Annotated in this window: 29 protein-coding genes and 1 pseudogene; 5 read left to right on the top strand and 25 right to left on the bottom strand. The window is 52.6% G+C overall.

Translation table 11 applies throughout. The annotated features are described in order from the left end of the window. Position 1 precedes the first annotated feature (1 nt). From fabD to B5E84_RS13970, 4 genes are all read right to left on the bottom strand, one after another. The gene (gene fabD, locus B5E84_RS13985) at positions 2–928 is read right to left on the bottom strand and encodes an ACP S-malonyltransferase (RefSeq protein ID WP_087223804.1); all 927 of its coding nucleotides are present in this window, start codon (positions 926–928) and stop codon (positions 2–4) included. Positions 929–931: 3 nt separating this feature from the next. After that, the gene (gene fabK / locus B5E84_RS13980; RefSeq protein WP_087223802.1) at positions 932–1,861 is read right to left on the bottom strand and encodes an enoyl-[acyl-carrier-protein] reductase FabK; all 930 of its coding nucleotides are present in this window, start codon (positions 1,859–1,861) and stop codon (positions 932–934) included. Then, positions 1,861–2,094, bottom strand: coding sequence for an acyl carrier protein (gene acpP / locus B5E84_RS13975; protein ID WP_087223800.1), 234 nt, complete (start codon positions 2,092–2,094; stop codon positions 1,861–1,863). Before acpP ends, fabK begins: the two co-directional genes overlap by 1 nt. Before the next feature lie 180 nt (positions 2,095–2,274). Then, complete coding sequence (locus B5E84_RS13970) at positions 2,275–3,237, bottom strand: beta-ketoacyl-ACP synthase III (protein WP_087223798.1); 963 nt, start codon at positions 3,235–3,237, stop codon at positions 2,275–2,277. A gap of 301 nt (positions 3,238–3,538) precedes the next feature. Here B5E84_RS13970 and B5E84_RS13965 point away from each other — a divergent pair, with 301 nt between their 5' ends. After that, a complete protein-coding gene (locus B5E84_RS13965) occupies positions 3,539–4,360 on the top strand; it encodes an Rpn family recombination-promoting nuclease/putative transposase (RefSeq protein ID WP_242963383.1) in 822 nt (273 codons plus the stop codon). A gap of 151 nt (positions 4,361–4,511) precedes the next feature. On the opposite strand, the gene B5E84_RS13960 is transcribed toward B5E84_RS13965, so the two are convergent. Beyond that, a complete protein-coding gene (locus B5E84_RS13960; protein WP_087223796.1) occupies positions 4,512–5,087 on the bottom strand; it encodes an HD domain-containing protein in 576 nt (191 codons plus the stop codon). A 15-nt stretch (positions 5,088–5,102) separates the two neighbouring features. After that, positions 5,103–5,795 (bottom strand): DUF554 domain-containing protein, encoded by a 693-nt coding sequence (locus B5E84_RS13955; protein WP_242963386.1) that lies wholly within the window; start codon positions 5,793–5,795, stop codon positions 5,103–5,105. A 135-nt stretch (positions 5,796–5,930) separates the two neighbouring features. On the opposite strand from B5E84_RS13955, the gene B5E84_RS13950 reads away from it, so the two are divergent. Beyond that, complete coding sequence (locus B5E84_RS13950; RefSeq protein WP_242963382.1) at positions 5,931–6,398, top strand: hypothetical protein; 468 nt, start codon at positions 5,931–5,933, stop codon at positions 6,396–6,398. A 35-nt stretch (positions 6,399–6,433) separates the two neighbouring features. Here B5E84_RS13950 and B5E84_RS13945 read toward each other — a convergent pair whose 3' ends face one another. The 4 genes from B5E84_RS13945 to B5E84_RS13930 all read right to left on the bottom strand — a co-directional run bounded on the left by B5E84_RS13945 (position 6,434) and on the right by B5E84_RS13930 (position 9,691). Further along, positions 6,434–7,237: a MerR family transcriptional regulator gene (locus B5E84_RS13945; protein WP_087223792.1), complete on the bottom strand. Its 804-nt coding sequence runs from the start codon at positions 7,235–7,237 to the stop codon at positions 6,434–6,436. Continuing rightward, complete coding sequence (locus B5E84_RS13940; protein WP_087223790.1) at positions 7,234–8,190, bottom strand: nucleoside hydrolase; 957 nt, start codon at positions 8,188–8,190, stop codon at positions 7,234–7,236. The genes B5E84_RS13945 and B5E84_RS13940 overlap by 4 nt, the downstream gene beginning before the upstream one ends. A gap of 314 nt (positions 8,191–8,504) precedes the next feature. Next, positions 8,505–8,939 carry a flavodoxin gene (locus B5E84_RS13935; protein WP_204248591.1) on the bottom strand — a complete coding sequence of 145 codons (435 nt, stop codon included), beginning with the start codon at positions 8,937–8,939 and terminating at the stop codon, positions 8,505–8,507. A gap of 161 nt (positions 8,940–9,100) precedes the next feature. Further along, positions 9,101–9,691 (bottom strand): DUF3793 family protein, encoded by a 591-nt coding sequence (locus B5E84_RS13930; RefSeq protein WP_087223786.1) that lies wholly within the window; start codon positions 9,689–9,691, stop codon positions 9,101–9,103. A 353-nt stretch (positions 9,692–10,044) separates the two neighbouring features. On the opposite strand from B5E84_RS13930, the gene B5E84_RS13925 reads away from it, so the two are divergent. Beyond that, the gene (locus B5E84_RS13925) at positions 10,045–11,136 is read left to right on the top strand and encodes a hypothetical protein (RefSeq protein ID WP_087223784.1); all 1,092 of its coding nucleotides are present in this window, start codon (positions 10,045–10,047) and stop codon (positions 11,134–11,136) included. A 112-nt stretch (positions 11,137–11,248) separates the two neighbouring features. On the opposite strand, the gene B5E84_RS13920 is transcribed toward B5E84_RS13925, so the two are convergent. From B5E84_RS13920 to B5E84_RS13890, 7 genes are all read right to left on the bottom strand, one after another. Then, positions 11,249–12,220 (bottom strand): helix-turn-helix transcriptional regulator, encoded by a 972-nt coding sequence (locus B5E84_RS13920; protein ID WP_087223782.1) that lies wholly within the window; start codon positions 12,218–12,220, stop codon positions 11,249–11,251. A 283-nt stretch (positions 12,221–12,503) separates the two neighbouring features. Continuing rightward, positions 12,504–13,400, bottom strand: coding sequence for a 4Fe-4S binding protein (locus B5E84_RS13915; RefSeq protein WP_087223780.1), 897 nt, complete (start codon positions 13,398–13,400; stop codon positions 12,504–12,506). Next, positions 13,393–13,602, bottom strand: a complete 210-nt coding sequence (locus B5E84_RS21505; RefSeq protein WP_087223778.1) for a CD1871A family CXXC motif-containing protein — start codon at positions 13,600–13,602, stop codon at positions 13,393–13,395. The genes B5E84_RS13915 and B5E84_RS21505 overlap by 8 nt, the downstream gene beginning before the upstream one ends. Continuing rightward, entirely contained in the window at positions 13,599–14,243 is a 645-nt protein-coding gene (locus tag B5E84_RS13905; RefSeq protein ID WP_087223776.1) for a TlpA disulfide reductase family protein, read from the bottom strand. Before B5E84_RS13905 ends, B5E84_RS21505 begins: the two co-directional genes overlap by 4 nt. Further along, a complete protein-coding gene (locus B5E84_RS13900) occupies positions 14,240–15,241 on the bottom strand; it encodes a 3'-5' exonuclease (protein ID WP_087223774.1) in 1,002 nt (333 codons plus the stop codon). The genes B5E84_RS13905 and B5E84_RS13900 overlap by 4 nt, the downstream gene beginning before the upstream one ends. Before the next feature lie 22 nt (positions 15,242–15,263). Next, on the bottom strand, positions 15,264–16,211 hold the full coding sequence (locus B5E84_RS13895) for an LD-carboxypeptidase (RefSeq protein ID WP_087223772.1): 948 nt from the start codon (positions 16,209–16,211) through the stop codon (positions 15,264–15,266). Next, the gene (locus B5E84_RS13890; protein ID WP_087223770.1) at positions 16,208–16,735 is read right to left on the bottom strand and encodes a nitroreductase family protein; all 528 of its coding nucleotides are present in this window, start codon (positions 16,733–16,735) and stop codon (positions 16,208–16,210) included. The genes B5E84_RS13895 and B5E84_RS13890 overlap by 4 nt, the downstream gene beginning before the upstream one ends. A 195-nt stretch (positions 16,736–16,930) precedes the next feature. On the opposite strand from B5E84_RS13890, the gene B5E84_RS13885 reads away from it, so the two are divergent. After that, the gene (locus tag B5E84_RS13885; protein ID WP_087223768.1) at positions 16,931–18,202 is read left to right on the top strand and encodes a CapA family protein; all 1,272 of its coding nucleotides are present in this window, start codon (positions 16,931–16,933) and stop codon (positions 18,200–18,202) included. A 31-nt stretch (positions 18,203–18,233) separates the two neighbouring features. Beyond that, entirely contained in the window at positions 18,234–18,953 is a 720-nt protein-coding gene (locus B5E84_RS13880) for a DUF554 domain-containing protein (protein WP_087223766.1), read from the top strand. Here B5E84_RS13880 and B5E84_RS13875 read toward each other — a convergent pair. The 8 genes and pseudogenes from B5E84_RS13875 to B5E84_RS21310 all read right to left on the bottom strand — a co-directional run bounded on the left by B5E84_RS13875 (position 18,919) and on the right by B5E84_RS21310 (position 26,179). After that, the gene (locus tag B5E84_RS13875) at positions 18,919–19,896 is read right to left on the bottom strand and encodes a ComEC/Rec2 family competence protein (RefSeq protein WP_087223764.1); all 978 of its coding nucleotides are present in this window, start codon (positions 19,894–19,896) and stop codon (positions 18,919–18,921) included. The two genes, B5E84_RS13880 and B5E84_RS13875, sit on opposite strands and share 35 nt — an antisense overlap. A 124-nt stretch (positions 19,897–20,020) precedes the next feature. Further along, positions 20,021–21,361 carry a D-serine ammonia-lyase gene (locus B5E84_RS13870; protein WP_087223762.1) on the bottom strand — a complete coding sequence of 447 codons (1,341 nt, stop codon included), beginning with the start codon at positions 21,359–21,361 and terminating at the stop codon, positions 20,021–20,023. Positions 21,362–21,387: 26 nt separating this feature from the next. After that, entirely contained in the window at positions 21,388–22,164 is a 777-nt protein-coding gene (locus B5E84_RS13865; protein ID WP_087223760.1) for an alpha/beta fold hydrolase, read from the bottom strand. 20 nt (positions 22,165–22,184) lie between these two features. Then, positions 22,185–23,636 (bottom strand): Na+/H+ antiporter NhaC family protein, encoded by a 1,452-nt coding sequence (locus tag B5E84_RS13860; RefSeq protein WP_087223758.1) that lies wholly within the window; start codon positions 23,634–23,636, stop codon positions 22,185–22,187. A gap of 176 nt (positions 23,637–23,812) precedes the next feature. After that, positions 23,813–24,364: a helix-turn-helix domain-containing protein gene (locus tag B5E84_RS13855; RefSeq protein WP_087223756.1), complete on the bottom strand. Its 552-nt coding sequence runs from the start codon at positions 24,362–24,364 to the stop codon at positions 23,813–23,815. Between the two features lie 64 nt (positions 24,365–24,428). After that, positions 24,429–25,295, bottom strand: coding sequence for an EamA family transporter (locus B5E84_RS13850; protein ID WP_087223754.1), 867 nt, complete (start codon positions 25,293–25,295; stop codon positions 24,429–24,431). A gap of 28 nt (positions 25,296–25,323) precedes the next feature. Next, positions 25,324–26,030 (bottom strand): annotated as a pseudogene (locus B5E84_RS13845) (winged helix-turn-helix domain-containing protein). A gap of 5 nt (positions 26,031–26,035) precedes the next feature. Next, positions 26,036–26,179 (bottom strand): ATP-binding protein, encoded by a 144-nt coding sequence (locus B5E84_RS21310; protein ID WP_330374267.1) that lies wholly within the window; start codon positions 26,177–26,179, stop codon positions 26,036–26,038. Positions 26,180–26,597 lie beyond the last annotated feature (418 nt).

Below are 26,597 nucleotides of genomic sequence, written 5' to 3'. Positions count from 1 at the left end.
CCTATTCTAACCCGCTCTCCTTTAAGGCCTTCACCCCGTCGAGCGTCTCTATATTAATGACTTTTACATCTCTTGTGATCTTCTTTATGAAACCGGCCAGGGTCTTGCCCGGTCCGATCTCGATGAAGGTATCTACCCCGTCTGCCAGCATCGCTCTCACGCTCTGCTCCCAGCGCACGGAGGAAGAAACCTGTTTTGCCAGAAGGTCTTTGACCTCCTCTTTTTCCATTACATAGGAAGCGGTCACGTTTGCCACGTAAGGGATCTCCGGCCGGCCAATCTCCACGCCGTCCAGGAACTCGCCCAGCTTTTCTCCTGCTTCCTTTAACATTCCGGAGTGGAACGGTCCGCTCACGTTGAGCATGATGGTCCGTTTTGCCCCGGCTTCCTTCAGCTTTTCACAGGCCAGCTCAATAGCCTCTTTTTTGCCCGAAATTACGATCTGTCCAGGACAGTTGTAATTGGCAATCCATGCGTCCGGGATGTCCTTCAGCACTTCCTCGATCTTTTCCGCATCCATAGCCAGCACGGCGGCCATGGCCCCGATTCCCACCGGGACTGCCTCCTGCATCAGGATGCCTCTCTTTCTGACGGTGGTGATTGCATCATCTGCGCTCATCACGCCTGCGGCGTAAAGAGCGCAGTATTCTCCCAGGCTCAGGCCTGCAGCCACGTCCGGCCGGATGCCGGTCTCCTCCATCAGCACCTTCATCATGGCGATGCTGGTGGTCACCATGGCCGCCTGGGTGTACTCGGTGATGTCCAGACGGTCATTTTCCGTAAAGCACAGCTCCGGCATGGAAAATCCAAGCAGCTCGCTGGCTCTGTCAAACACCGCTTTTCCGGTCTCGGTTCCTTCGTAAAAGTCCTTGCCCATGCCGGCCTTCTGCGCGCCCTGGCCTGGGAAAATAAATGCAATCTTACTCATTTTTTATCTGGCTCCTTTTAAAAGCGCTTCTGCCTGCGCCATCATCTCGTCAATAATCTCCTTGCAGGACTGCTCCTTGTCGATCATTCCTGCGATCTGGCCCGCCATCACGGTGCCGTGAGCCACGTCGCCTTCCACAACCGCGTTTCTCAGTGCGCCGAGGGTTAAGTATTCTAACTCCTCGAAGGTTTTGCCCTCCTGCTCCAGTTTCGTGTACTCTCTGGTCATCTGGTTTCTTAAGCAGCGCACGGGGTGGCCGTGGCTTCTGCCGGTGACAACGGAGTCGATGTCCTTCGCCTTGATGATCCTCTGCTTGTAGTTCTCGTGCACGATGGACTCCTTCGCAACCACGAAACGGGTACCAATCTGCACCGCCTCTGCGCCCAGCATAAACGCAGCTGCCACTCCCCTGCCGTCAGCGATGCCGCCGGCAGCGATTACGGGGATATTTACCGCGTCCACCACCTGGGGCACCAGGGTCATGGTGGTCGCCTCGCCGATGTGTCCGCCGGACTCGGTGCCTTCCGCCACTACGGCGTCAGCGCCGGCCTTCTCCATCATTCTGGCAAGAGCTACGCTGGCTACGACGGGAATGACCTTAATTCCTGCCGCTTTCCACATATCCATGTACTTTCCCGGATTTCCGGCTCCGGTGGTAACCACCTTTACGCCTTCCTCCACCACAACCTTCGCCACATCGTCGGCGTGAGGGCTCATGAGCATCACGTTGACGCCGAAGGGCTTGTCCGTTCTCTCCTTGACCTTGCGGATGTAGTCCCGCACCACCTCGCCGGGAGCGTTCGCCCCGCCGATGAGGCCAAGTCCGCCTGCTGCGGAAACGGCGGCTGCCAGATGGTACTCCGCCACCCAGGCCATTCCGCCCTGGATGATCGGATGCTCAATTCCGAGAAGTTCTGTGATTCTCGTATTCATTAGTCCTCAACACCCTTTGCTTTCAGATAATCCATAACGGATCCAACAGTGGTCAGTTTCTCCAGCTCCTCAGCGGGGATCTCTACGGAATACTCGTCCTCAAGAGCCATCACCAGCTCAAACAGGTCCAGGGAATCAGCGCCCAGATCCTCTTTGAAGGAGGAAACCTCCGTTACGCTCTCAGCGTCTACTCCTAACTGCTCTGCGATCATCTCTTTCATTCTCTCTAACATGGTTTTAATCTCCTTTTTTGGTTTATTTTGTTTTTTTCTTTCAATACTCTATTATAGCAAACGGCCGCGCCGTTTTCTATCTATTTTTGCGCAAAATATGAAAGTGTGCTCTGCTGCCCGCGCCAGTGCCGGAGCGCGTCTGCGCCGGCAGTCCTTTTCCCTGTGCGGGGCGCAGGCTTTCTACCACTCCAGCAGCGCAGCTCCCCAGGTGAGGCCGGCTCCAAAGCCGGAAACGACGATCTTGTCGCCCTGGGCCAGCTTTCCTTCCCGGTTTAACTCGTCTAACAGAATCGGGATGGTTGCTCCGGAGGTGTTGCCGTATTTCGCGATATTCATGGGGAAACGCTCCACCGGCAGTTTCATCCGTTTCGCGATGGCCTCCACAATCCGGTAATTTGCCTGATGCAGCACGAAATACTTGATTTCCTCTTTCTCCAGGCCGTTGGCCTCCAGCAGCGCTCCGGTGCACTCCGGCACCTTCTTCACCGCGAATTTGAAAATCTCCTGGCCTTCCATGGTGGTAAAGCCTACAGTGGGAAGTTTTCCCGTGAGGAAATTGTCGTTGGTTCTGGAGGGACATTCCATGGATGCCGCGCGGCTGCCGTCAGAACCCATGACCGCACGGTAGCCCTGGCCTTCCTCCGCGGAAACGACCACCGCCCCGGCTCCGTCTCCAAACAGCACGCAGGTGCTGCGGTCCTCCCAGTCCACGATCTTGCTGAGGACGTCGCAGCCGATGACCAGGGCCTTTTTGTAGATCCCGGCCTCGAAAAAGGCCTGAGCCGTGTTCAGGGCGAAAATAAAGCCGGAACAGGCCGCGCTGATGTCGTAGGCCACGGCGTTCACCGCCCCGATGGCGCCCTGGACTTCGCAGGCTCCGCTGGGGAAACATTTGTCCGGCGTGGAGGTACCCAGCAGGATGAGGTCGATTTCCTCCGGTTTTACCCCGGACTGCTCTAATGCCCGCCCGGCTGCCTTGGCCGCCAGCGCGCTGGTTCCCTCGCCCTGGGTGATCCGCCGCTCCCGGATCCCTGTCCTGGTGCTGATCCACTCGTCGTTGGTCTCCACGATCTTTGCCAGGTCATCGTTTGTCACAATGCGTTCCGGCACGTAAGAGCCGGTTCCTAGTATTCTCATTTTCATAGCGTTTTTCCTGTTAAAATAAGCGTTTGCAGTTAAAAGTTTGATATTCAAAATAATAATAGTCAATGGCCTGGTGTTTGTCAAGTGAAATTGGCGGGAAACCTGGGGAAATCGGAAGGAAATGAGCGACAGGATCCGACAGGGAAGACCGGGAGGAACAACGGGCCGGAAATCGTTTCCAATAATTTCCGTATGAGCAGCGTATCGACCGAAAGGAGGACTTTTTCCTGTTATAATCGGAAAGGGGGCTGGCGCATCGCGCCAATCATGTTATAATCTAAGAAAGAGAGGGTAAGGTTTCGTGAACCGAAAGGAAAAAACCATCCAGGAGCTGAATCTGGAGGACGATTTTCTGTTCGCCAAGGTGATGAGCGATCCGGAAATCTGCAGGCAGGTGCTGGAACAGCTCCTTGGCATCTCCATCCGGCAGGTCATTTTGCCGGAATCTCAGAAAACCATTGATATTCTATATGAAGGAAAGGGCATCCGCCTGGATGTGTATGTAAACGACGAAAACGGCACGGTTTACAACGTGGAAATGCAGCGGGGGCGCCGGCGGGATCTTCCAAAGCGGGCCAGGTATTACCAGGGAAATCTGGATCTGGACCAGATTTCAGCGGGCGAGCCCTATTCCGCCCTGAAACGGACCTACGTTATTTTTATCTGCACCTTTGATCCGTTTTATGAGGGGCGATACCGGTATACCTTTGAGAATACCTGCCGGGAGAATCCCTCCCTTGCACTGGGGGATGAGACCGTTAAGCTGTTTTTAAACACCCGCGGAGACCTGGAGGCCGCGGAGGAAGGAGTGCGGGATTTTCTGATCTACGTGGAACACACCACCAATAGTTTCGCTGCGCAGGCCAGGAGCCCGTTTATCCGCTTGATTCATAAAAGAGTGCTGGAAGTGAAGGCCAGTGAGGAAATGGAGGTTGAATTTATGACTTTGGCTCAGAGAGATCGGGAGAATATTGAGATCGGGCGGGAGGAAGGACGCACTCTCACCTTCAAAATTATTGAACTCTACGGCACTGGTCTTTCCGTTGACGCTATTGCCGATAAACTGGAGCTGAAAGCGGACTTTGTGGCGGAAACGATCCAGGCTTACGAGAGGCTACAGTAAACCGGTTGTTCTGCCACGTTTATTAAAACAAAACAGGGATCACAGGAACAAACATTTCTATCGTTGGTTCCTGTGATCCCTGTTTCTGGTTTAATCTGTAGAGTACCGCTCCATGGCGATTTTCCGCAGGTTTTCCTTTCTCCTCGGACATTCATCCTCTCTCCCTGCGGCATTTCTCCCGTGTCTCCCCGTCAATGCGTTCCCTCAGCTCCCGCAACAGCCCTTCCTCCTGAAAATACGGTTTTCCATATTCCAGATTAAACTCATAATCAAAATCCGGGGGATTCTGTCCCTGGTTGTGCTGGATGATCGTCTCCGCCTTGTCCAAAGCTTTCACAAAACGGGCCTCAGCCGTCTCTCCTCTTTCATATTCCTCCCAAAGCTCCAGAATCTCCTCCTGCCTTTTCTTTTCCAACATGGAAACTGCCCGGCACACAGCTGCCTTTTCCGTCTCATACTTTTCCCCCGGATCCGGCCGCAGCACGGCGGAAATGTCCCCGTCATAAAGCTCTCCCAGGTCATGCACCAAGGCCATCATAAGCACCCGCCGGCTGTTTAAGCCTTCATAGGCGTCCTCCTCTGACAGCAGCCCAGCCATCAGCGCCAGCCGCCAGGAGTGGGCGGCTGTGGTTTCCTGACTCCCGTCGGAGGTCCAGGCGCTGCGGCGGATATTTTTCAGGTTTTCCACTTCTTTTATAAAAGAAAGCCAGCTCTCTGCCGCGCTCATGTCCTCATCCCCTCCTTAAAAGATGGAGGCCCAAACACTGCTGAGCGGCATCACAAAAATCAAAGACGGAAGAAGGTTGGTAAGGGGGACATTTTTGATTTTGCTGACCCGCAGGCCGGCTGCTATGGTGAGAACACCGCCGCAGGCCATAAAATCGTTTAACAGCTCCGGCGTCGTCAGCGGCACCACCAGCTTTGCCAGGAAAAATAACACCAGGAATATCACCAGCTGCAGCCCGGCGATCAGGCTCACCGCCACCCCCATAGCGCCGGCAAAAATCAGCGCCGTGAACAGGTCCATCACCGATTTGGAAAACAAAATGCTGGGATCTCCAGACATTCCCTCCATTAACACCCCGTATATGCCAAATCCGCTGGCGCAGAAAATGGCCACGATAGTTACGTACTCATTCATATCCAGACTGGACGTGTTTATGGGAAGATGGGCAAGGACTCCGTGGAGGCCGCTTTTTACCCGGCGTTCCAGGCTGAGAATTTCTCCCAAAAAGGCTCCCGCGATCACCGCCATTACTACCGGAGGCATAGCCTGAACCTTAATCACTGACACCACGCCGTTGGCGATGGCCACCAGTCCAAAAACGACAGTAAGCGTTTCCTTCATCTCCGCTTTCAAATGTTTTCCAAAGGCAGTCCCCAGCAATCCGCCAAGAACCACAGTTGCGCAATTACATAAAACTCCTATAGGCATATTCATTACAATCCTTTCTGAATTTCTTTCTCTCCTCTTACGTCTCCTTACAGATTTCTTACATCTATTGCCTATAGACCTACTCCATACCCTATACTGAATGCAAAGATTTCAATCGACCCAAGGAGGTACATTATGAGAAGACACATGAACAAAAAATATCTTGCCGCAGCCGCCCTCGCTCTGACGCTGGCAGCCGCAAATTCCCTCACCGCGTTCGCGGCGGGCTGGGTACACACGCCCCAGGGCTATAAATATCAGCACGGCGACGGCTCCGACTACCGCAATTCCTGGCTGCGGGAAAATGACCAGTGGTACTACTTTGGTGATGACGGCATCATGCGCACTGGCTGGATCCAGAGAGACAATACCTGGTACTTTGCCAGCGATACGGGAGAGCTCAATGAGGGCATCATGAAGATCAACGGAAATGTCTACAAATTTGCGAAAGACAGCTGTACCATGGTAATCGGAGCCTCTGACTACCATGGCGTGACCTATACGTTTACGGAAAACGGCACCGGAGACCGTTCCCCTTATGTTTACAATGAGTGGAACAGCAACGGAACTCTCGCCCACGGGCAGCGTTACGTTCAATATTAATCGCTTTCGATATTCCGTCCTCTGGCGGCACTGCATCACTCATCACACACAGCCAGAGGCAGGAGTACCTCTGTCATGTAGCAGGGCTTTTCCTCCGATTCATAGACGACGTACTGAAAATGGGTACAGGCTCTGCCAACAAGGTTCACTCCTGTTTTTTTTGCCCGTTCCCAGACCGCTTCCAGACTCTTTTTGTCCGGAAGCGGTTTTTCTGTATACAGAACCGCTTTTAAACAGGATCCGCCGGGAATCCTGTTTTCTTCCTTTAAAAGCTCCTCCCGCTGAAGATAGCGGGCATCGCTTTCCTTGATCATCACATAAGCAGTTTCCGGCCGGTCGAAACCGCCTTCTAAGCTGTATTCCGCATTCAGATAGCAGACCGTCATGTCCGGATCCTTTCTGCTGCAGCGAAACCAGTCCAGCAGCACATCGAAATAATTGTCTCTCAGGGGCGAAACGCGGTAGCAATTCTCCGCCTGATAATATCCAAAGGACTCCGACTCGTCCAGATAGTAGGTTTTTGCCAGCTCCAGCCGCTCCATATTCCTCTGATGACGCAGAATCTCCATCCGCTCCGCCTGAATCTGGGCCTCCAAAAGCTCCATGGTACCCCGGCGGCTGGTCTTCTCCATGAGGCGCCGGATTTCCTTCATGGGGAACGCGTTTTCCCGGTAAACCTTGACGGTGATCAGACGATAAAGTTCTTCCTCGCCGTAGCGCCGAAACCCGTTTTCATCCCGTTTCGGGCAAATCAAGCCCTGTTCTTCGTAAATGCGGAGAGTATCTTTGCTGACTCCCAAAAGCTCTGCAATCTCTCCGATAAACAGTTCCTGTTTCATCTTTTTTCACAGCTCCCCAATGTCTGAAAAATATAGTCCTTATACCGCTGCGGCCACAGTCCGCTGCAGACGGATACGTTCGGCGCCTTTCCAGAAAATCCGTACCGGTCCACAAGGACCGTCCCGTAACCAGGCCCACAGGAGGTATCCACTTCGCAGTAATACTCTCCCACCTCCCGGACGCACTCCGGGCACAGGGCGGCGGCCATGGCTGCCGGATCCGCCATATCCAGGCAGTCTTCCCCAAATCGCTGCCGGTTCAGCTCCATAAGCGCCCGATTGATGTCCACAGTAAAACGGCCCAGGTCCCCGCTATCCCGCAGCCGTCCAATCTCCCGCTCATTGAGCATACAGTCGCCCAGACAGGCGTCCCAGCCCACCAGCATCATATTTTGCAGGCCGGATTCCAGCACAATTTTCGCCGCCTCCCCATCCTGCCAAATATTAAACTCCGCCGTAGCCGTCACATTTCCGCCGCCCATTCCGGCACTTCCCATCATCACGATGCGCCCTGCCCGCCTTACCGTTTCCGGCTCCAGGCGGATGGCCAGAGCCAGGTTGGTGAGAGGTCCCAGAGTGATGAGGTCGATTTCCCCCTCCTGACTTTCCCGCAGAATCTCTAAAAGTTTCAGCACGCCATGGCCTTTTGCAGGTGACAGCCGCTCCGGACGGATTCCCAGATCCCCCATTCCATCCATTCCGTGGGTCTCGTAAGCGAAGGCCAGCTCTTTTAACAGCATTCGCTCTGCCCCGATATACACCGGCGGTTCATAGCTGCCCGCCCGCTCAATGGTGGCCAGAGTGTTGGACGCCGCCTGCCTGGCATCCACGTTTCCTGCCACAATGGTGAAACACAGAATCTCATACCGCGGATCCCGCAGGGCCATGGCAATGGCCATCGCGTCGTCGGAACCGCAGTCCGTATCAATAATCAGCTTTTTCCGGTTCGTCATAGAGATGACCTCCTTTGCTCTTGTCCGGCCGTTTTGCCCGACTATTCCCTATTGTAGCAGATATTTGGGGAGTTTGAAAGAAAAATAGAGGAAGGAGAGGCAGAAATGGCCGATTCCAATAAAACTCCCCCGGAGCCCTCGCTTTCTGGCGACATTCCGCCTGCGATGAACACTCCGGGGGAGTCAATGGTCTGAATTTCGTTGTGTTGGTTTGTGTTGATCTCGTTGTTTTTTGGATTTCAGGTTATTGGGAAATTTATTTTGAGGTTAATCGAGCAGGCAGCTATGTCCGCGTCAAATCCTTACTTTCACTTTTACATGGAAACTAACGCTTTGCCTAATGCCCTGCACTTCTCCAGCCCTTCCTCATCGGGAGTAGAGAATATCTTTAACCCGGCTCCGCCGCAGAGGTTTGCCCCGTCTCCCAGGGTTCTCTCCGTCCAGTCGTCCATCCACTGGCCTTCCTCGCTCCACTCGTGAGAGCCAAACAGAGCCACATTTTTTCCTTTTAATCCGGGCTCCAGCTCGGTAAAGAAAGGTTCAAACTCGCTTTCCTCCAGCTGCTCCGCTCCCATAGCGGGACAGCCAAGGGCCAGAGCGTCATAGCCAAGAGCGGCCTCAGCGGTAGTCTCAGAAACATTCATAACCTCCGCATCTGCTCCGCCTGCCTTTACGCCCTCAGCGATCGCGTTCGCCATCATTTCCGTATTGCCCGTTCCGGACCAATAGATTACTCCGATCTTCATGATTCTCATCCTCCTGTTTGATCTTTTTGTATTTAAAATTTTGTTTTCGCGGCTTTCACCTTTTACAGCGGCGCTCCGTGGAGTCCAGCCATCGGCACGCCCCGGCATTTTGTTTTTTTTCTGCCGCTGCCAGGTGAAAGTCTTATATTTATTGGGATGCGTTCTTATGCCACAGTCTCTGTGTAGAACATATCATAAATACTTCTTCCTGAATCCACTACCTTCAACAGGCCGTCCCGAACCTTTTCCCAGCGGCGGCACCAGGCTTTTGCCCGCTCCACGTCGGAATATACCTTCCAGTAGCAGGAATAGAGATAATTCTGCCCTTTGTTTTCCATGAAACCCACCACATCTTCCACCGGATACCCTAAAAACAGGCCGATCTCATGGGGGAAACCGCCTTTCAGCCTGGACTCCCGGATTCTGCGGCCCAGCTGCTTTAACATGACCTCGGTGCGGCCGGTGTCGTAGCCCATCTGTTTCAGCACCGCTTTTACCTCTGGATGTTTCACGTGAAACTCTAACAGAGAGGGACGGTAGACCATAAGAATGCGGCTGCGCGGACATTCGCACAACAGCTGAAACGCCAGGTCCTGTCCCTGAAATCTCCGGTTATATATGGCCGTCAGCTCCCGAAGGCCGCAGCCATCTTCGTCATCCTTTGCTGAAAATGTGATAATATTCGCCGGCTTGATCCCAGCCAGGGCCGGAGACCCGTGCTGTGCCAGCTGCCGCTCAAACGCAGTCGCAGTCATTTCTTTCCTCCGATTCCGTTTTTGGTGATTTTCTTGGATTAGTGGTTTGCTTTGTTGTTAGTCCTAACTAACTTCTTGTTATAAGATAGCATAGAGAAATTGATTTGTCAATATTTTTGAGAATGATTTTCATTATTTATTGTACGTGAGGGATTTCTATCCAAATCTATAACTATAAAGTAAGACATCAGAAATAAACCGTATACAGACAAAGACAGACAAGAAAGCCGACAAGGGAATTGTTGGCCAGCGGGAAACCTGATATAATCAGTGGCAGAGAAATATGGATACACAGCACAAAAAGAAACGTGGGCGCTGTGGCACAGCAGCACCCAAAAGGAGGCCAGAATTTCATGAATCAAAACAGTAAAAACAGCAAACGGATTTCTTCCCGCCGCCCCTCGCCGTGGACTGTCTATTTTGACGGAAATTTCTGCGGCAGTCACGGGAGAGAGCGAAAAGGACAGGAAATTGCCGTAGACCGGGAGTTTCACTGGGGCGGCTCGCTCTGGCGCGTCCCGGCAGTGTATCTTTGCGCCCGGGGACTGGTAGTCGAGTTTTGTATGCGGATCGAGCCGGAACGAATCCGGGAATTTGTAGAAAAATGGGATTTGACTCCAGAAAATGAACACCTCAAGGAATTCACCGGAGAAGATCTCCTGATTATGGACGCGGAAAATCCCCTGACATTTGACTTTACCGCCGAGGCGGTGGTCAATGGCAGAAAGCTGCGCCCCTCTCACAGCTGCGGAGTCACCTATAACCCGCTATGGCCGGATGAGGTTCTCTGTCAGTTAGATGCCCTGCAGGCCGTGGAACATTACCGCCTGGATCCCTCCTGCGGATGGATGATCTGCCGCACCTCGTTTCCGTGGGCAGCCAAGCGGCGGCCTCAGGTACAGACGCTGTCGGTCTTTCTGGACCAGAATCCGACCGCCGTCCCGGGGCCCCATTTCCAGGCGGCGGAGCCTGGCGTCTCCTTTTCCTTTGTCTTTCCTCCCACAGGCCAGGAACACACCTTGACCGTGGGGGATTTGCAGCCGCGGACGCTGGATCACGGCTCTCCCTCAAAATCTGGTATAGAAGACCTTGCCCCTGCTTTTTCGCTCTACGATTTTCCGTCTCACTACGTGGAAATGACTTATACCGTGACCCCGGAGCTGTCTGAGAAAGCCTTCGCCGTACTCGACTGCGCGGAAAGCGACCGGCCGCGTGCAAAATCGGAGTCCATTTCCGGCAGAAAGGCCGCGGCGTCAATCGCCGTCATCTGTGGCTCCTCCGGGGCCAGAACGAATGAAAATACAGAAACGAACCGCGCCGGCAGCAAGCAAACCTCGACACGGCTGGCCTGCTCCTCTCTGCATTTTGAACCGGCAGAGCAGGTAGAATGGCGGTTACAGTTTTACTGGAAACGGGAAAACGGCGTTTCTGTGGAAATCATTTAAAAAGTGTGCGCTTAGCGCACACTCGCGCCGGAGCGCGGCTGCGCCAGCAGCCATTTTCCTCCTCGCGGAGTGCGCCTCCTTGCGGCGCAGCTCTTTTTTCGTTTTTCTCCCCTCATTTCTCCCTCCGCACTGGCCGCACATATTTAAAATACCGCTGCGGATCATAGTAAAAATACATCACTCTCCCCGGCGCAGTGTCCAGCCGGCAGCCAGCGCCCTCATAGTCAAACCCGGCCATTGCCTCCTCAATTTTTTCCTCCACCGTACAATTTTCCTGCTCGTAGTCAAATGCCCCGTGCTCAAATACAAGGTACTCCCCTTCCGGGACATCCGCCAGGTACATCTGGGAAGGTATTTCCCCGCTGTAATCCGCAGGCAGCCGAATCCCCCAGCACTCCGTCCTCGGAATCCCCCAAGCGCAGAGGCGGCCTTTCGGGTCGTTGATGTAAGCCATGATCTGGCCGCTGCCGCAGTTGATCTCCTGACCGCCGTCATCATCCAGTTTCCCCCCGATGCTGTCCAACAGGCCGCAAACGGTCTCATAATCCTGTCCCGGAATGCGGTTTTGCCGCTGCCAGAAATCCCAGTAGCCATTGCTCTCGTAATTTTTAATGTGCAGAAATTTGTGGGCTGGTATGGTCACAAAATAGATCTTCACATCCTCCGACGACTTCACCATGCCGATCTCCCCCAGCCCCAGAAAATAGCGGTCAAAGGGACTGATTTTTGTGCGGAGAACCACCGGCCGGGGAGATTTCCGATACTGGCTGGGCGTTACCCCGTAGCTCCGCTTAAAGGCCCTGGTAAATGCCTCATTTGAGGAAAATCCATAGTCCAGAGCAATATCCAGCATACTTTTCTCGCTGTCCCGCACTTCCTTCAGCGCAAACGCCAGCTTTCTGCCCTGGAGGTAGTCCCGAAACCCCATTCCCGTGATTTCCCGAAACTTTCTGGTCATATGAAACTCCGAATATCCCAGCTTTCCCGCCAGGTCACGGAGAGTGAGCGCCTCATCCCGCCGGTCTGCCAGGCAGCCGTCTATTTCGTTTACGATCTGTTGGATTTGTTTCTGCCATTCATACATTTTATCGGCCTCCTCGTATTATGTTCTCTGAATGGTATTATAACGAAACCGGATCCCAGTTTCCTGACCTTACTTGCTGTTTTCTTCCGCTGACTTCCCATGATCCGGGAAAATGCGGCCGGTCTCCATTTTGATTTCCAAAAACACAAAACCGCTGAAAGCAAACGGTATCCATTTCTTCATCATAAAAACAAACCGTTTGCCTCCAGCGGCAGTTTCTGTTTCATATACTGCGCAGCAGAAATCTAAGTATTCGAGATGATTGATTCGATCTATATGGGATCTATTTTCCGCCTTTCGCGGATTTGACCATTTTCCCCGCCTTATGTCCGCCTACAGCGCACACAATCGCCCCAGTGGGGCAGGCCCGGCGGCAGTCGCCGCAGCGAATGCACTCCATGCTGTTTGGTTTTTCCCACACCGGAATGTCCATCCCGCAGGCTTTTTGACAGGCAGAACATTTCACGCATTTTTCCCCGTCGATCCGGAACCGGTACAGGGCGATGGGATTGAAAAACCCGTATATGGCTCCCAGAGGACACACGTATTTGCAGAATGGCCGGTACCATTTTACGGACAGTACCACCACCAGCAAAAGCAGGAATAATTTCCAGCCAAACAGCCCTCCCGCCGCCCCGCGCAGACCGGGATCCGCCGCCAGCAGGGGCAGACCTCCAAAAAGCGTTCCGCTGGGGCAAATGTATTTGCAGAACCAGGGTTCTCCCATTCCCGTCACCGTCACAGCTACGGCGGCGGGGAGAATGAGAACGAACAGCGCCAGGACCGCGTATTTCAGCCAGATGAGCACCCGGTGGCCGGGGAGGTTTTTCCGTTTCCGAAAGAGGGGAATTTTGTGCAGCAGGTCCTGAACCAGCCCGAAGGGGCACAGCCAGCCGCAGATAAACCGCCCCAAAAGGGAGCCAAACAACAGCAGGAACCCGAACACATAGCAGGAAAATTTGAATTTTCCGCTGTCTATGACGGCCTGCAGGGCGCCGATGGGACAGGCCCCCAAAGCGCCGGGACAGGAATAGCAGTTCAGCCCCGGCACACAGATGGTTTTCGATGTTCCGCGGTAGATCCGTCCTTCCAGAAATCCCACGGCGTAGCCATTGGTAAGGGCAAACCAGGCGGCCTGGCACCAATGGCGGATTGCGCTGCCCTTTTTCCTCTTACCCAATGCCGATGCACTCCAGACAGATATTGGCGGCTTTTGTAAATACCAGAGCGGCCTCTCCCCGGAACACTCCAATGGTCAGAAGAAGTGCCCCAGCCAGGAGGAGTACCGCGCGAACAAGCGGCAGAGACCGGCAGAAAACCGGCGAATACTTCTGCTGTTTTCCGTCCTTTATCCCCGTTTCCGTTTCTCCCCGCTCTCTCATTTTGCCTCCTGCTGCACCTGGGCCAGCTTTTCATCTATTACCTTCAGCCAGCCGTCCTTGCTCTTGGCTCCCATATCGGCCAAGCCCACCTGTTTTCCTTCCCGATCCACAAAAATTGTGGTGGGCACGCCGCTGACTCTGGGGAGCAGATCTGTGAAAATTTCTCCCGTGGGAAGAATGTGGAGATAATCGGCTCCTGTTTCCTCCGCGATCTCCTTCGCCTCGCTCACCACGTCCGGCAGAGATGTCCCATCGTTTCCCACCGCGTCCGTGCAGATTCCCACAATCTGAAAGCCCTTGTCCTTGTACTCGTCCGCGATTTCTCCAAGATCCGGCATCTCCTGCAGGCAAGGGCCGCAGAAGGTTCCCCACAGGTTGATCATCGTCAGATCATAGTCGGCGAATAAGCTCTCATCCACCTCATTTCCGTCCAGATCCTGGGCGGTAAAATCCTCAAACACCATGACCTGGCGGCTGCCGCCGCTTTCCTCTGCCGCCGTCTTGGACTGGCCGCAGCCGGACATTCCTAATAAAACAGCGCACACCACCGCCGCGAAAGCTGCCGCTTCCGTCCCTCTGCCTCTGTCTTTTCGCGCTCCCGCGGGTCTTCCGTTTCCAGGTTTTTTTCTAAATACTGTCATTCGCTCTGTTTTGCCTCCTTTTGATGTCTTCTCTTTTCCTGGCGTTTCTGCCGGTTCCTCTCGTTGCGCTTGATCCTGTTTTCTTCCTTGCGGCGGCTGATTTCCGCCGCTCCTGCCTCGTCCACCGGTTTGATGGTCTTTACCGCGAACACGCGACCGTCCTCTGCCTTTTTGATGCGGATTTTTCCTTTGTAAAAGCCGTGCTCCTTGCAGAAGGCCAGGCACAAATAGGCCCTCTGGCTGGCAGGAAACCATCGAATTTTCTTTCGCATGGTGCGTTTACACTGGCTGCACACCATGTCCGTCACTTTTTTATCCGCGATGGCATCTTCTCTGGTCTCAAACGCCCTGGAAACGTACTTTGTGTATCCTGGGAAACGGAGCAGCACCTCCTCCTTCCGGTTTTCCGGTAGCTGATAATAGTCCATGGAAATGTATGGCTCCGCTTTTTCCCAGTCCAGACGCTCCATCACCATCGCTGTGTAGCAGGCATCGTCAAAGGCCTGATGAAAGGGCCGGTCCTCCTTCAGGCCCAGCTCCTTCACTGCCGTATCAAGCGCTTTCTTTTCCTTTCCCTCCTCCCGGAAAAGGCTGTACAGTTTCTGTACATCGTAGTAGAGCAATGGCTTTGGAAATGGATTTTCCAGCCCAAAATAGGCCACATTCCGCTGCAGCTCCGTCAGATCCATCGGCCCCCAGGTGCAGTAGACGGCGCATTTTCCGCACCACTCCTCAAACTCCTTCATCACCTCCGGAAACGGTTTCCCTTTTTTCCGCAGCTCCTCCATGGTCATATGGGTGACCTCAGCAATTTTAAAGTGCAGCTCCGGATAGACCTGGGGCCGCACTAAACGGCAGAAACTGGAAATGATTTCCAGCTTTTCATTCAGCTTTACCGCGCCGATTTCTATGATTTCAAAGGGCAGACTTTCCACTGCCGTCTCTCTCCCGTAGGGATTCTGGTTCCATTCTAAATCAAATACTACAAACTCTTTCATAATGTCTGCATTATATAATATATCAGCAGGAATGACAAGGCGCAGCGGATAATTCCAGCTCTCTGCCGATCCAGATGCCCATGGCGGCGGCGCTGTGGCCGATGTGGCAGGTTTTGGCGATGGGAAGAATGCCGTCCGTTTTCGGATGGGCGTGGATGTCTTTCCGCAGCGGACTGGAACTTTCTGTTTCCAGAGAACCGCCGTCCGCGTATTCCAGCACCAGGTCCTCCATGGACAGCCCTTTTCCTTCTTCCTCCAGCACGGTGAAGGTTCCCAGGAGAATTCCTGCCGCCTGCTGAAAGGCTCCCAACTGCTTCAGCTGGCTCAAATACGTCCGCATCTGCGGCTCTTTCCCGCCGTGAGCCTCCAAAAGCAAGATGTTTCCCCGCAAATCCGGCCAGTAAGGCGTCCCGGCAAGCTTTAGCAGGCAGCGGATATTTCCTCCCACCACCGTTCCCTTCATGGCAGTGCCCCGCACCATCCGATACGGAAATCCGGTCAGCGCCGCCTCGTCTCCCGCAAGAAAACGTCCCATACGATCCTGCTGCAGACGGGCGGTTTCCCCGTCCAGATTTCCTTTCATGGTCCAGCCCAACAGGTTGCGGGCCTGGTACAGCATGGACGGGGCGCCGGTTTTGGCATAGATGGCATTGATCACCGTGGTCAGGTCGCTGTAGCCCCAAAACGGTTTCTGATTCTCCCGAATGATGTCATAGTCCAGATAGGGCAAAACCTCATTTGCCATATCCCCGCCGGAAATGTCAAACAGGGCGCGAATGCTCTCGTCCCGGTAGCAGTCCATCAGCGCCTCCGCTCTCTCCCGGGCGCCGCCCCCATAGAGAAACGGCGTTTCCACCGGTTCTAATCCCAGGCGGCGGAGCGTTTCCGCCAGGGCCTTAAAGCGGTCTCTATTTTGGGACGGCTGAGGATTGGAACAGCGGACGAGGGCGACCCGGTCTCCCCGTCTCAAAATTTCTCCCAGTGGAGTTTTTCCTCCGGAAGCTCATCCAGGCTGCGGGCCTCCGGCTGTGCCGCCGGCATTCCCAGAGACAGAATGGCCTCCAGTTTCAGATGCTCCGGGAAACCCAGGATTTCCTGCACGATCTCCTCCGTGCTCACACCGCCGGCAGTGCGCAAGCGTCCCTGGATCCAACAGCTCCCTACACCCAGGGCAGACGCCATGAGGTGCATATTCATCATCACGTTGGAACAGTCCTCTGTCCACACGTCCGTTTTTTCAGAATCTCCCAAAACGACGACGGCGCAGGACGCCCCCTTTAACATCTGAGCCGCCCCGTCCCGGCACTCTGCCAACCGGTCTAATGTCCGTCTGTCCCGTACAATCACCAGCTCCCACGGCCGCAGTCCTCTCCCCGACGGGGAAAGCAGACCAGCCTGGAGAATGGCCTTTAAACTCTCCTCCGGGATAGGCTCATCCGTATAGGCGCGCACGCTACGGCGCTGGGCAAACAGGGTGAGAAGTTGATTTTCCATAGAATGACCTCCTTTTTGGTTCGATAGGATCATTATAGACGATTTGGGGGGCGGGCGCCAGTCTCCTCTTCTCATTTTTACATCCGCTAAAAATAGAGGAAAGTGAAAAATAAAAAGTTTCCCCCATTGACGAATGCCCCCACATATTGGAAAATAGACCTGTGTCCACATCACTGACGGATAAGGAGAACAGACATGAAATTACCTGTGAAAATTTTATTCTTTCTGGCTGCGGCAGCCGCGATTGCCGGCTGCAAGTCCTCAAAATATCACGATCCGGAGCTTACAGCCGCCTTTGCGGAAACGGAGACGGGAGCTGAGAATTCAGCAGAGCTGCAACCCGGAGAAGTATCCGGCTCCGGAATCTCCGTTTCCGATGTACCGTCATCCGAATCGCCGCTGTCCGAACCGCAGGCATTCGGTGAAGATAGCGATCGTGAAAATGGAACTGGCGGAGCGGAAACGGAAGAAACGGAAATCGGAACCAATTCTCTCAATTCAGACACTCTCTCCTCCGCCCGCATCCTGTTCGCCGGCGACATCCTGTTTTCCGACCACGTCCTGAACGCGTACGAAAAGGCCGGATCCATCACCGGCGTGCTGGACGAAGGCTATTTAAACGACATTTCCTCCGCCGACTACTTTGTCGCCAACGAGGAGTTTCCCTTCAGCAGCCGCGGCCAGGCTGCCCCGGACAAACAGTATACCTTCCGCCTGCCGGAGGAAAAGGTGTCCATGATGAATGAGCTGGGCGTGGATCTGGTCACTCTTGCAAACAATCATGCCCTGGACTTCGGGACAGACGCCCTTTTAGACACCTGCTCCACCCTGGACGGGGCCGGCATTCTCCACGTGGGCGCCGGCGCCAATTCGGAGGAGGCCAGAAAGCCGCGGATTGTGGAGCTAAACGGCATCCGCGTGGGCTTTATCGGCGCCTCCCGCGTCATTCCTGTAGCCTCCTGGACCGCCGGCTCCAGCACTCCCGGTATGCTCACCGCCTACGACGATACCCTGCTGCGCCAGACCATCGAGGAAACCAGGCCTCTCTGCGACTACCTCATCGTCTACCTTCACTGGGGCGTAGAACGGGCAGAAATGCCGGTGGATCACCAAACCACCCTGGGCCGCCGCTGCATTGACGCAGGCGCCGACCTGGTAATCGGCAGCCACCCTCATGTACTCCAGGGTCTGGAATACTATGACGGAAAACCTATTGTTTACAGCCTGGGGAACTTTATTTTCGGAAGCAGCATTCCCAAAACCATGCTGTTGGAGCTGACGCTTGAGGAAGATTCCGACACCGCGCCTTTTAACGCGTCCCTGCGCCTGATTCCCGGCACATCCTCTGCCGGATACACCAGGAAACTCACGGACGCCGGGGAAATCGCGAATTTTTACCAGTACATAGAAAGCATTTCCTTTGACATTTCCATCGGGGAAAACGGGACCGTCGCGCCCCGGACATAAATGAGACATAGGAAGAGAAGGGATTTTAAACATGATAGGAATTGGTACAATCGCAAACACCGGCGCAGTGATCGCCGGCGGAATTTTCGGAATGATCTGTAAGAAAGGGCTGACCCAACGGTTTCAGGACACCATCATGCAGGCCATTGGCCTAGCGGTCATGTTTATCGGAATTGCCGGGGCCCTGGAGAAAATGCTCTCTATTGACGGGGCAGCACTGACCTCCGGCGGCACCATGCTGTGCGCCGTGTCCCTGGCGGCAGGCGCCGTTTTGGGAGAATGGATGAACATTGAAAAACGGTTTGTCGTTTTCGGCGACTGGCTACGGAAACGGGCTGGACGGGAAAAGGATTCCATGTTCATCGACGGCTTTGTAATGACCACTCTCACCATCTGCATAGGCGCCATGGCTGTCATTGGCCCTCTGCAGGACGGGCTGGCAGGAGATCCGTCCATGTTGTTTACGAAAGCGATTCTGGACGGTATCATTGTGGCTATTTTTTCCGCCGCGTTCGGCGTGGGTGCCATTTTTTCCGCTATCCCGCTGTTTTTGTTTCAGGGCAGCATCACCCTTCTGGCACGGGGAATCCAGGCCTTTCTCACCACAGCAATGATCGACAATATGTCCATGATTGGCTCCATGCTCATCTTCTGTGTGGGAGTAAACATGATTTTCCCCGTAAAAATCAAAGTTGCCAACCTGCTGCCATCCCTGGTCATCGCCATTTTATATACCGGACTGATCGGGTAACCGGATCCACAGCGATGTCGCCGTCCTTTGTGCAGGCCTGCGCCTCCGCCCCCAGTTCTTCCATCCACCGGCGGGTTTCCAGGGTATCCCAGGGCCCGCTGCCCGGCCCCTGGCCTCCGTCGTTGTCCCAGAGCCAGGCGGGTGTGGGCCAGAGGCAGAGTTTCGGTGCCGCAGCCTCATACACCTCCTTTCCCACCCCATTCTGGCCGTGGTGGGCCATTTGAACAATCTCCGAGCGCAGCTGTTTGGCCCCGCACTCCTCCAGAAGGCGTTTCCCGCCCTCGTATCCCATATCCCCCAGAAACAGGATTTTCGTGCCGTCCATTTCCGCCTGGTAGACGATGCCGCTGTTGTTTACCGGATCACTTTGCAGCTCATATCGGTCGTTTAACACGCGAATGGAAATGCCGTCCGCCTGGATCACATCTCCTTTTCCAATATTGCCGTACGCCACACCCTTCGGCAGCGTTTGAAATGTCTCTAAGAGCTGACGGGCCATGCCTGGATCTTTCGGAGACGCCGTCTCATACCACTGCGGATCCCCAAAAGAGTAATAAATATGGTCGATTTGAAGTTCTCCCGCCCGATTCTTTAAAATGTCGCAGAGCGCCCCCACGTGGTCGGAATGGGGGTGAGTGAGCAGCCAGGCCATCACATGACCGCCATGCTCCTTTAACAGGCTGCAAAGCCGGTCTCCGTCTGCCTCCCATCCCCCATCCACCACGACCAATCCGCCGGTCTCCGTCTGCATCACAGCGCTGAGCATCTGAGCATTTCCCGACGAGGCAAGCATCCAAAGCGTTTTTGGGAGCTTGGTTTCTGCTGCATTTTCCTTTATAAAAGCGTTGTTTTTCGTTTCCGCGGCAAATCCGCATATAAAAACAGCCGCCAGGACGCACACCATCGACGCCCAGCGGCTCATTTTCTTCCTCTTCTTCCACATGGCAAAGGCCCTCCTGATAATCTGATTTCTTTTATGGTAGCCTTTGAAGTTAAATAATTGGGTGAGAAAATTTAAACAATTTATAAATTTAAAACGCCCCTGCCATGTGATGAATGATTATTTCTTATGATAATTCGTTTTTGTCCGTCCTTTCGTAATACTGGTTCCGAACTTCCTCCGGCACCAGACTACCTCCTGTGGCCCAGACGATGTGAGTGGTGGATGTTTCTCTGGTTTCCAGTCCATTTTTTCGCAGAAAATCCCTGGTTTCCCCGTCAGTATGCAGCCGTGCAGGTCCTTCAAAAGCCGCGCAGGCGCTGGGTTCTATGAAAATCCCTTCTGTATCCATCAGCAGTTTCATGTATTGATACAGTTTTCGATCTTCTATGGTAAATTCCCCGGCCAGCATACGGCTGATTGTCCGGCCAACAAACTTGGAAGGCCGTCCCACCGCCAGACCGTCCGCCTCCGTCTTTCCTGAAAGGCCGATATCCTGCACACAGATTTCATCGTGCAGCCCCGTCATCATTCCTAGTACCATACAGCAAGCCTGGGTCGGCTCCACAAAAAAGACATAAACATTATCTCCGTACTCCAGTTTCAGTCCATAGGTGATCCCTCCCGGCGCTCCGCCCACTCCACATGGAATGTACACCATCAACGGATGTTCCGGATCCACCGGAATCTGCTGTTCCTCCAGCTGCTTTTTCAGCCTCCCCGCTGCCACTGCATAGCCTAAAAACAGATTTTTGGAATTTTCATCATCCACAAAATATCCTCTGGGATCCTTCTCTGCAAGGGCCCGTCCCTCTTTCACTGCTCGTCCGTAATCACCGGAATACTCGATCACCCGAACTCCCTTTGACCGCAACAGCGCTTTCTTCCATTCCCTGGCATCTGCCGACATATGTACATTTACCTGGAATCCCAGAGCAGCGCTGATGATCCCAATGGAAAGCCCCAAATTTCCTGTGGAACCGACATGAATAGAATACTGGGAAAAAAACTGTTTCATCTGCGGACTGGCAAACCGGGTGTAATCGTCACTTTTCTTTATCATACCTTGGGACAGCGCCAGACTTTCCGCATATTTGAGAATTTCATAAATGCCGCCTCGCGCTTTCACGGACCCTGCCACCGCCAGATGGCTATCCATCTTTAACATCATCCGGCCCTCAATACCGCAGTTTCCCTGCCTGTTCATGGCCTCCTTCATGGCCGGAATCTCCCGCAGCGGAGATTCAATCAGACCGTCCGTCTCCTCCGTTTCCTCAAAGCACATTTTTATAAAAGGAGCAAACCGTTTTAGCCGCGCCTCCGCGTCCGCCACTTCCTCCGGAGTGACAGAAATGCCCTTCATTGCCTTTTTACTGTCTGTCAGTTCCGGATTTATCCATGTAATCTCCTGTCCGCAGGCCATTTTTCTGATCAGCGAATTTTTTTGTTCCAGCTCTTCCAGTTTCATGTCATTGTCCTCTCTGTCTCTCAAATTTATTGCGGCGCCATATGACCCATAATTTTTTCAATGTATTTTTTAGAATAGCTCCACAGCTCATCCTGCAACTCCCAGCCATCATATCCATGACCGGCTCCTTCTACAAAATGTACTTCCGAGCCTGGCAACGCCTCCACATACCGTTTGGAATTGGCGGGAAGGACGTCCGTATCCGCCGTTCCATGGATGAAAAATACCGGTTTCTCAAAGCCGCGGATGGCCTTTACTCCGTCCAGGGATTCATCCTGCAAACCGCGGAAAAATTCTTTTCCTACCCGGTCTCCCATAAAGTCCACATCAAATCCCGCCATTCCTTTTTCAAACCGTTCTTCTCCCAGCAAATGACGGAAACAGTCATAGCCGCTGCTGCAAGGGCTCCAAAACAGGATTCCCTCCAACGGCACCTCACGGCAGCAAATGGCTGTCTCCAGGCCGCCCATACTGTAAGCCAATACCATCATTTTCTCCGGCTGAAGCTCATCTTTCACCCAGTGCAGCACCTTTTTATAATCCTCAATCTCTCCCTGAATCGTCATATAGGACCAGTCACCTTCGCTGTCTCCGGCTCCGACGCAGTCAAAACGGATGACCGTATATCCCATTTCCACCAGCTCATGCCCCAGATTCACCATCATTCTGTGGGGTGTGATCTTATTGCCGCAGAAACCGTGTTTGTAAAGAACGATGTTTTTCCCTCTCACCGCCGGCTCCCGGTATTCCACCAGACAGACCATGTCCTTCCCACGGCTGTTTATAATATTCGCCTCTATCATGTCTTTTCCTCCTCGCCCGATCAATCTTCCGGCATCTCCTTCACAGGTTTTCCGTCCGGTCCTTCATAAATACGGCCCCAGCCAGTCAGCACAGCAATAAACATTACCACCCACAGCACACAGGGATAAAAACAGGTAGTCAAAAATGCACTGGGAGACGGTACCGTAATATACGCGGCGTCTGCCGCCAGCGTCTTCACACAGCCTAGCAGCAGCAGCACAGAACCGCCAAAAGGCATACAAGCATTAAAGGAATCGCAGGCCACCGCCAGGAAATTTGCTCTGCGATATGGATGCAGCTTTGCCTTCTGTCCCAGAGCGTTTACTAACGGAGACGCGCAGATATTTGGAATAGTGTTAATGGCACTGATCAGTACGGAAAACGCAGTGGAGAATAAAAAGATCAGCAATTCCGCACCTTTTGTTGTCTTGATATTTCCAGACAGTTTTTCCACTAGTTCCCCCATATAGCCGCTTTTAATCAACAGATTTCCCATGGAAACCACTACCATTAGAAGAATGCAGACATTTAACATTCCCGCTACACCTGCCGGAAGAGCACCTTCCGCTACGCCGTCCTGGATCCGGAACAGATCCTCCAAACCGAATAAACCGGCTCCCAATCCCACAGCAGTTGCAACGATGATGCCTACCGGCAGAGTGACAAACAGATTATTTCCCATCACTGCCATACCAATGACAATCACTGTGGGAATCATCATCAGCAGTCCGGCTGGATTCTGGTGAGCCGCCACCAGGCTGTCTGCCACGGAGGCGTCCAGGGCTGTATTTCCAGACGCGCCACCAAAGAGGAAGCATAAAACTACGGAGATTGCAAATGTGGGAATCACGTATTTGGAACGGTCTTTCACTGCGCCGCCGATCTCCGCGGAACCCTGTTTCTTCGTGTAAAGCTGTCCTGTGGTAGAAACAATGGTCGTGTCCGAAACAGGGGCAATGTTATCTCCAAAAATTGCCCCGGAAATGATAGCGCCGCCCAGCACCGCCGGATCACAGCCCATGATAACTCCCACCGGATATAGAATCGGTGTCATTGCTGCCACTGTACCGAAAGCGGCACCTGTCGCCAACGCAAACGCTGCCGAAAACAGGAATGCGGCTACACAGAATGCGGATCCGGAAAGATGAAGCTTTACCGAAAGCCATACAAGTCCTTCCACCAACTGTCCCTGTCTTAAAATCGTGCCGTAAATTCCCACAACCAACCAGATGAGTACGGCGGTCATAGCCATTTTATCACCAAGGCCTTCCAGCACTACGTCCCAATAATGATCCTTATTTTTACAAAACAGCATTCCTGCGATTAAACCGATTACACCAGAGGCTATCATCATGTTCAGATCGGCGGCGTTAATAAACGACAGACCGATGGTAATAACAATGAATACAATAAAAGGGAGCAACGAAATTCCGTTTCCCCCAATAAACTCCAGTTTTCTTTCACTTTCCATAGCCATTCCTCCTGCTATACAAAACATTTTTCCTCTGTACTGCAAAAGGGCCGGCCAATCAGTATTTCCTTTTGCTTTACTCAGAGAGTTACTCAGCTGTTAAGTATAATTTAACATATGTAAAGTAAAAGTCAACGCTTTGTTCTAAAAAATACTGGTATATTTTGTTAAATCTACTAAAATCCCGGCGGTGTCACCGCAAATACAACCTGCACCGAAATCTCATCTTCATTTACCCATTTATGAGGACTTAACGCCGGAATCCGAATACTGTCTCCGGTATTCAGCCATTCCTCTCTTGATCCTACGATGATTTTTACTTTTCCCTCGATGACATATGCCACTTCCTCACCCTCATGCTCATGGGGTTGGTTTGCTGATTCCGAATGAGGTGGAATTTCCATCAAGCAAAACTCAATCGCTCCGCTGGTATCCGGCGTCAGCAGCTGATAAAATACTTCCTGCCCTGGATTTCCTATAATTTTTCGCTGTCCATCTCTTACGATCATTTTTTCGGGAAGAGAATCATCCTGAAAAAATTTAAACATGGGCACTTCCAACGCTCTAGCAATTTCCTTTAATGTATTAATAGACGGATTTACCACATTATTTTCAATCTGACTTAACATGGACGGGGTCATTCCCGCTTTTCCTGCCAATTGACGCAAACTTATTTTTTTCTGCGTCCTGAATTCCTGTACTTTCGCTCCGATATTAATATCCTGCATCTGTATAACTACTCCCTTCTTTCTACAATTATATCAATACTGGGAGATTTTTCAAAGGACTTTCTTACGCCATCATTGCCATCCCAACCGTCCCCAAAACCATACACCCCAATCCCACAGCCTCCCGTCCGGAAAGTTTCACGTGAAACATTATCCTGGAGAACAGAATGGTCACCAGGATGCTCAGTTTGTCAACCGGTACCACCACGCTGGCCGGCCCGTCCTGTAACGCGCGGTAGTAACAAAGCCAGGACGCTCCTGTAGCCAGGCCGGAGAGACAGATAAACCACAGTTCCCTGCGATTTACCTGAAAAACCTCTTTCCCCTTTTCTTCCACAAATACCAACAGCCACGCCATCATCAGAACTACTATGGTGCGGATTGCCGTCCCCAGATTAGATTCCACCCCGGAGATTCCCACTTTTCCCAGAATAGAGGTCAGGCTTGCAAAAAAAGCGGACAAACCCGCCAGAAAGATCCAGCTTTTTCCCGCTGTTGGCACTTTCTCCGCCTCCCTTTTTTCCACCATCAAAAGCGTTCCCACCGCAATCAGCGCGGCCATGACTCCCTTCATAGGGGTGATTCCCTCCCCCAGGAAAATGAGTGCCAGCAAAATGGTCATCACGGTGCTGGACTTGTCGATGGATACCACCTGATTGATATTTCCCAACTGGAGTGCTTTAAAATAGCAAAGCCAGGACGCTCCTGTGGCCAGGCCGGAAAGGATGAGAAACAGCATGGATTTCGCCCCAATCTCTCCTATGGTTCCCTGCGATCCCACGAGAAACACCATAATCCAGGAAAACGCCAGCACAATCACTGTGCGTATAGCCGTCGCCACATCGGAATCCGTGTTTCGAATCCCACATTTTGCCAAAATAGAAGTCACGCCGGCAAAAAAAGCCGATCCGGCCGCAAACATTAACCACATTTCTCTTTCCCCCTCTGCGCCTTCTCCATCACGTATTCAGCCGGTAACCGGCTCCCCACACCGTCTCGATAATCTTTGGATTTCTGGAATCATCCTCGATTTTTTCCCGCAGACGATTGATATGGACTGACACGGTAGCTGCGTCAGAGACAAAATCATATCCCCATACGGCCTCAAAAAGTTTTTCTTTTGAAAACACCTGGTTGGGATTCTCCGCCAGGAAACACAAAAGCTCAAACTCCCGGTTCGGCAGTTTGATTTCCTGAGCTCCTTTTCTCACCTTCCATGTTTTCGTCTCAATCACCAGATCCTGGATTTGAATAATATCCGCAGCCTGTTTTTCATTTTCTCCCATTCCCCGCCCTGCGGTCAGCCGCTGGTATCGTTTTAAGTGAGAACGCACTCTGGCCACCAGCTGAGACGGATCAAAGGGCTTGGTAATATAGTCATCAGCTCCCAGCCCCAGTCCACGGATCACATCCGCGCTCTCTGTTCTGGCCGTCACCATTAAAATTGGAATATCTATTTCATCCCGAATCCTGCGGCAGATGTCATATCCGTTTATCCCCGGCAGCATTACATCCAAAAGCGCCAAATCAAATTCCCCGCTTTGCAGTCTGGGAATGACCAGCGCCTCTTGCCTACCACCTCTGTCTCAAATCCGTTTATTTTCAAATAATCCTGCTCCAGTGGAGCAATTTTTTCATCGTCTTCCGCAATCAGTATCCGTTCCATTTCTATCACTCTCCCATGGGAAAATACAGCCGGATTGCCAGACCGCCTTCATTTGCGGCTGTCACCTTTCCTCCGTACTGTTCTGCAATCCATTTTACCACATAAAGCCCTACTCCGCTGCCTTTTGTGGTTCTGGCTTTATCACAAATAAAATTTTAACGTGTATTCATGTGCTAATTTTAAAATTTGCAAAGATCAGCTGATATGAACGCGCTGTATTCAAAAAAATGTTTCACGTGAAACATTTTTTTGAAAAAACATTTTTACAACAAAAAACCGCCCAGGCTTTTTTGATCCTCTGATCAATTTCACCTTTGGCGGTCTTTCATTATATTTAATGCTCCCACCGTGAATCGAACACGGAATTGAGTCTTAGGAGGACCCCGTTATATCCATTTAACTATGGAAGCATTCTCACGGTTTCCATCACAGAAACCGCAACAATATTATTATATCAGAAATTTCCCATTCGTCAAGCCGGAAATCCATCGCTTGCAACGGCTCACAGTGCTCACAATGGCTTGCTTATAAAGCGCTCGTAACGGCTATAGAAATACATTTGCAAAT

The organism is Lachnoclostridium sp. An14 (genome assembly GCF_002160755.1).
Classification (GTDB): Bacteria; Bacillota; Clostridia; order Lachnospirales; family Lachnospiraceae; genus Lachnoclostridium_A.
Note: the sequence above shows the minus strand (reverse complement) of the source record. Positions and strands in the feature narration are given on the sequence as shown.

Bases quoted from the DNA above. Each gene is read 5' to 3' on its own strand.
- B5E84_RS13905 (WP_087223776.1), bottom strand. From the start codon at position 14,243: ATGACAGTATTTAGAAAAAAACCTGGAAACGGAAGACCCGCGGGAGCG.
- B5E84_RS13925 (WP_087223784.1), top strand. From the start codon at position 10,045: ATGAATCAAAACAGTAAAAACAGCAAACGGATTTCTTCCCGCCGCCCC.
- B5E84_RS13950 (WP_242963382.1), top strand. From the start codon at position 5,931: ATGAGAAGACACATGAACAAAAAATATCTTGCCGCAGCCGCCCTCGCT.
- B5E84_RS13955 (WP_242963386.1), bottom strand. From the start codon at position 5,795: ATGCCTATAGGAGTTTTATGTAATTGCGCAACTGTGGTTCTTGGCGGA.
- B5E84_RS13890 (WP_087223770.1), bottom strand. From the start codon at position 16,735: ATGGAAAATCAACTTCTCACCCTGTTTGCCCAGCGCCGTAGCGTGCGC.
- B5E84_RS13880 (WP_087223766.1), top strand. From the start codon at position 18,234: ATGATAGGAATTGGTACAATCGCAAACACCGGCGCAGTGATCGCCGGC.
- B5E84_RS13970 (WP_087223798.1), bottom strand. From the start codon at position 3,237: ATGAAAATGAGAATACTAGGAACCGGCTCTTACGTGCCGGAACGCATT.
- B5E84_RS13865 (WP_087223760.1), bottom strand. From the start codon at position 22,164: ATGATAGAGGCGAATATTATAAACAGCCGTGGGAAGGACATGGTCTGT.
- acpP (WP_087223800.1), bottom strand. From the start codon at position 2,094: ATGTTAGAGAGAATGAAAGAGATGATCGCAGAGCAGTTAGGAGTAGAC.
- B5E84_RS13870 (WP_087223762.1), bottom strand. From the start codon at position 21,361: ATGAAACTGGAAGAGCTGGAACAAAAAAATTCGCTGATCAGAAAAATG.
- B5E84_RS13960 (WP_087223796.1), bottom strand. From the start codon at position 5,087: ATGAGCGCGGCAGAGAGCTGGCTTTCTTTTATAAAAGAAGTGGAAAAC.
- B5E84_RS13900 (WP_087223774.1), bottom strand. From the start codon at position 15,241: ATGAAAGAGTTTGTAGTATTTGATTTAGAATGGAACCAGAATCCCTAC.
- B5E84_RS13930 (WP_087223786.1), bottom strand. From the start codon at position 9,691: ATGACTGCGACTGCGTTTGAGCGGCAGCTGGCACAGCACGGGTCTCCG.
- fabD (WP_087223804.1), bottom strand. From the start codon at position 928: ATGAGTAAGATTGCATTTATTTTCCCAGGCCAGGGCGCGCAGAAGGCC.
- B5E84_RS13920 (WP_087223782.1), bottom strand. From the start codon at position 12,220: ATGTATGAATGGCAGAAACAAATCCAACAGATCGTAAACGAAATAGAC.
- fabK (WP_087223802.1), bottom strand. From the start codon at position 1,861: ATGAATACGAGAATCACAGAACTTCTCGGAATTGAGCATCCGATCATC.
- B5E84_RS13945 (WP_087223792.1), bottom strand. From the start codon at position 7,237: ATGAAACAGGAACTGTTTATCGGAGAGATTGCAGAGCTTTTGGGAGTC.
- B5E84_RS13850 (WP_087223754.1), bottom strand. From the start codon at position 25,295: ATGTGGTTAATGTTTGCGGCCGGATCGGCTTTTTTTGCCGGCGTGACT.
- B5E84_RS13855 (WP_087223756.1), bottom strand. From the start codon at position 24,364: ATGCAGGATATTAATATCGGAGCGAAAGTACAGGAATTCAGGACGCAG.
- B5E84_RS13875 (WP_087223764.1), bottom strand. From the start codon at position 19,896: ATGTGGAAGAAGAGGAAGAAAATGAGCCGCTGGGCGTCGATGGTGTGC.
- B5E84_RS13885 (WP_087223768.1), top strand. From the start codon at position 16,931: ATGAAATTACCTGTGAAAATTTTATTCTTTCTGGCTGCGGCAGCCGCG.
- B5E84_RS13860 (WP_087223758.1), bottom strand. From the start codon at position 23,636: ATGGAAAGTGAAAGAAAACTGGAGTTTATTGGGGGAAACGGAATTTCG.
- B5E84_RS21505 (WP_087223778.1), bottom strand. From the start codon at position 13,602: ATGAGAGAGCGGGGAGAAACGGAAACGGGGATAAAGGACGGAAAACAG.
- B5E84_RS13940 (WP_087223790.1), bottom strand. From the start codon at position 8,190: ATGACGAACCGGAAAAAGCTGATTATTGATACGGACTGCGGTTCCGAC.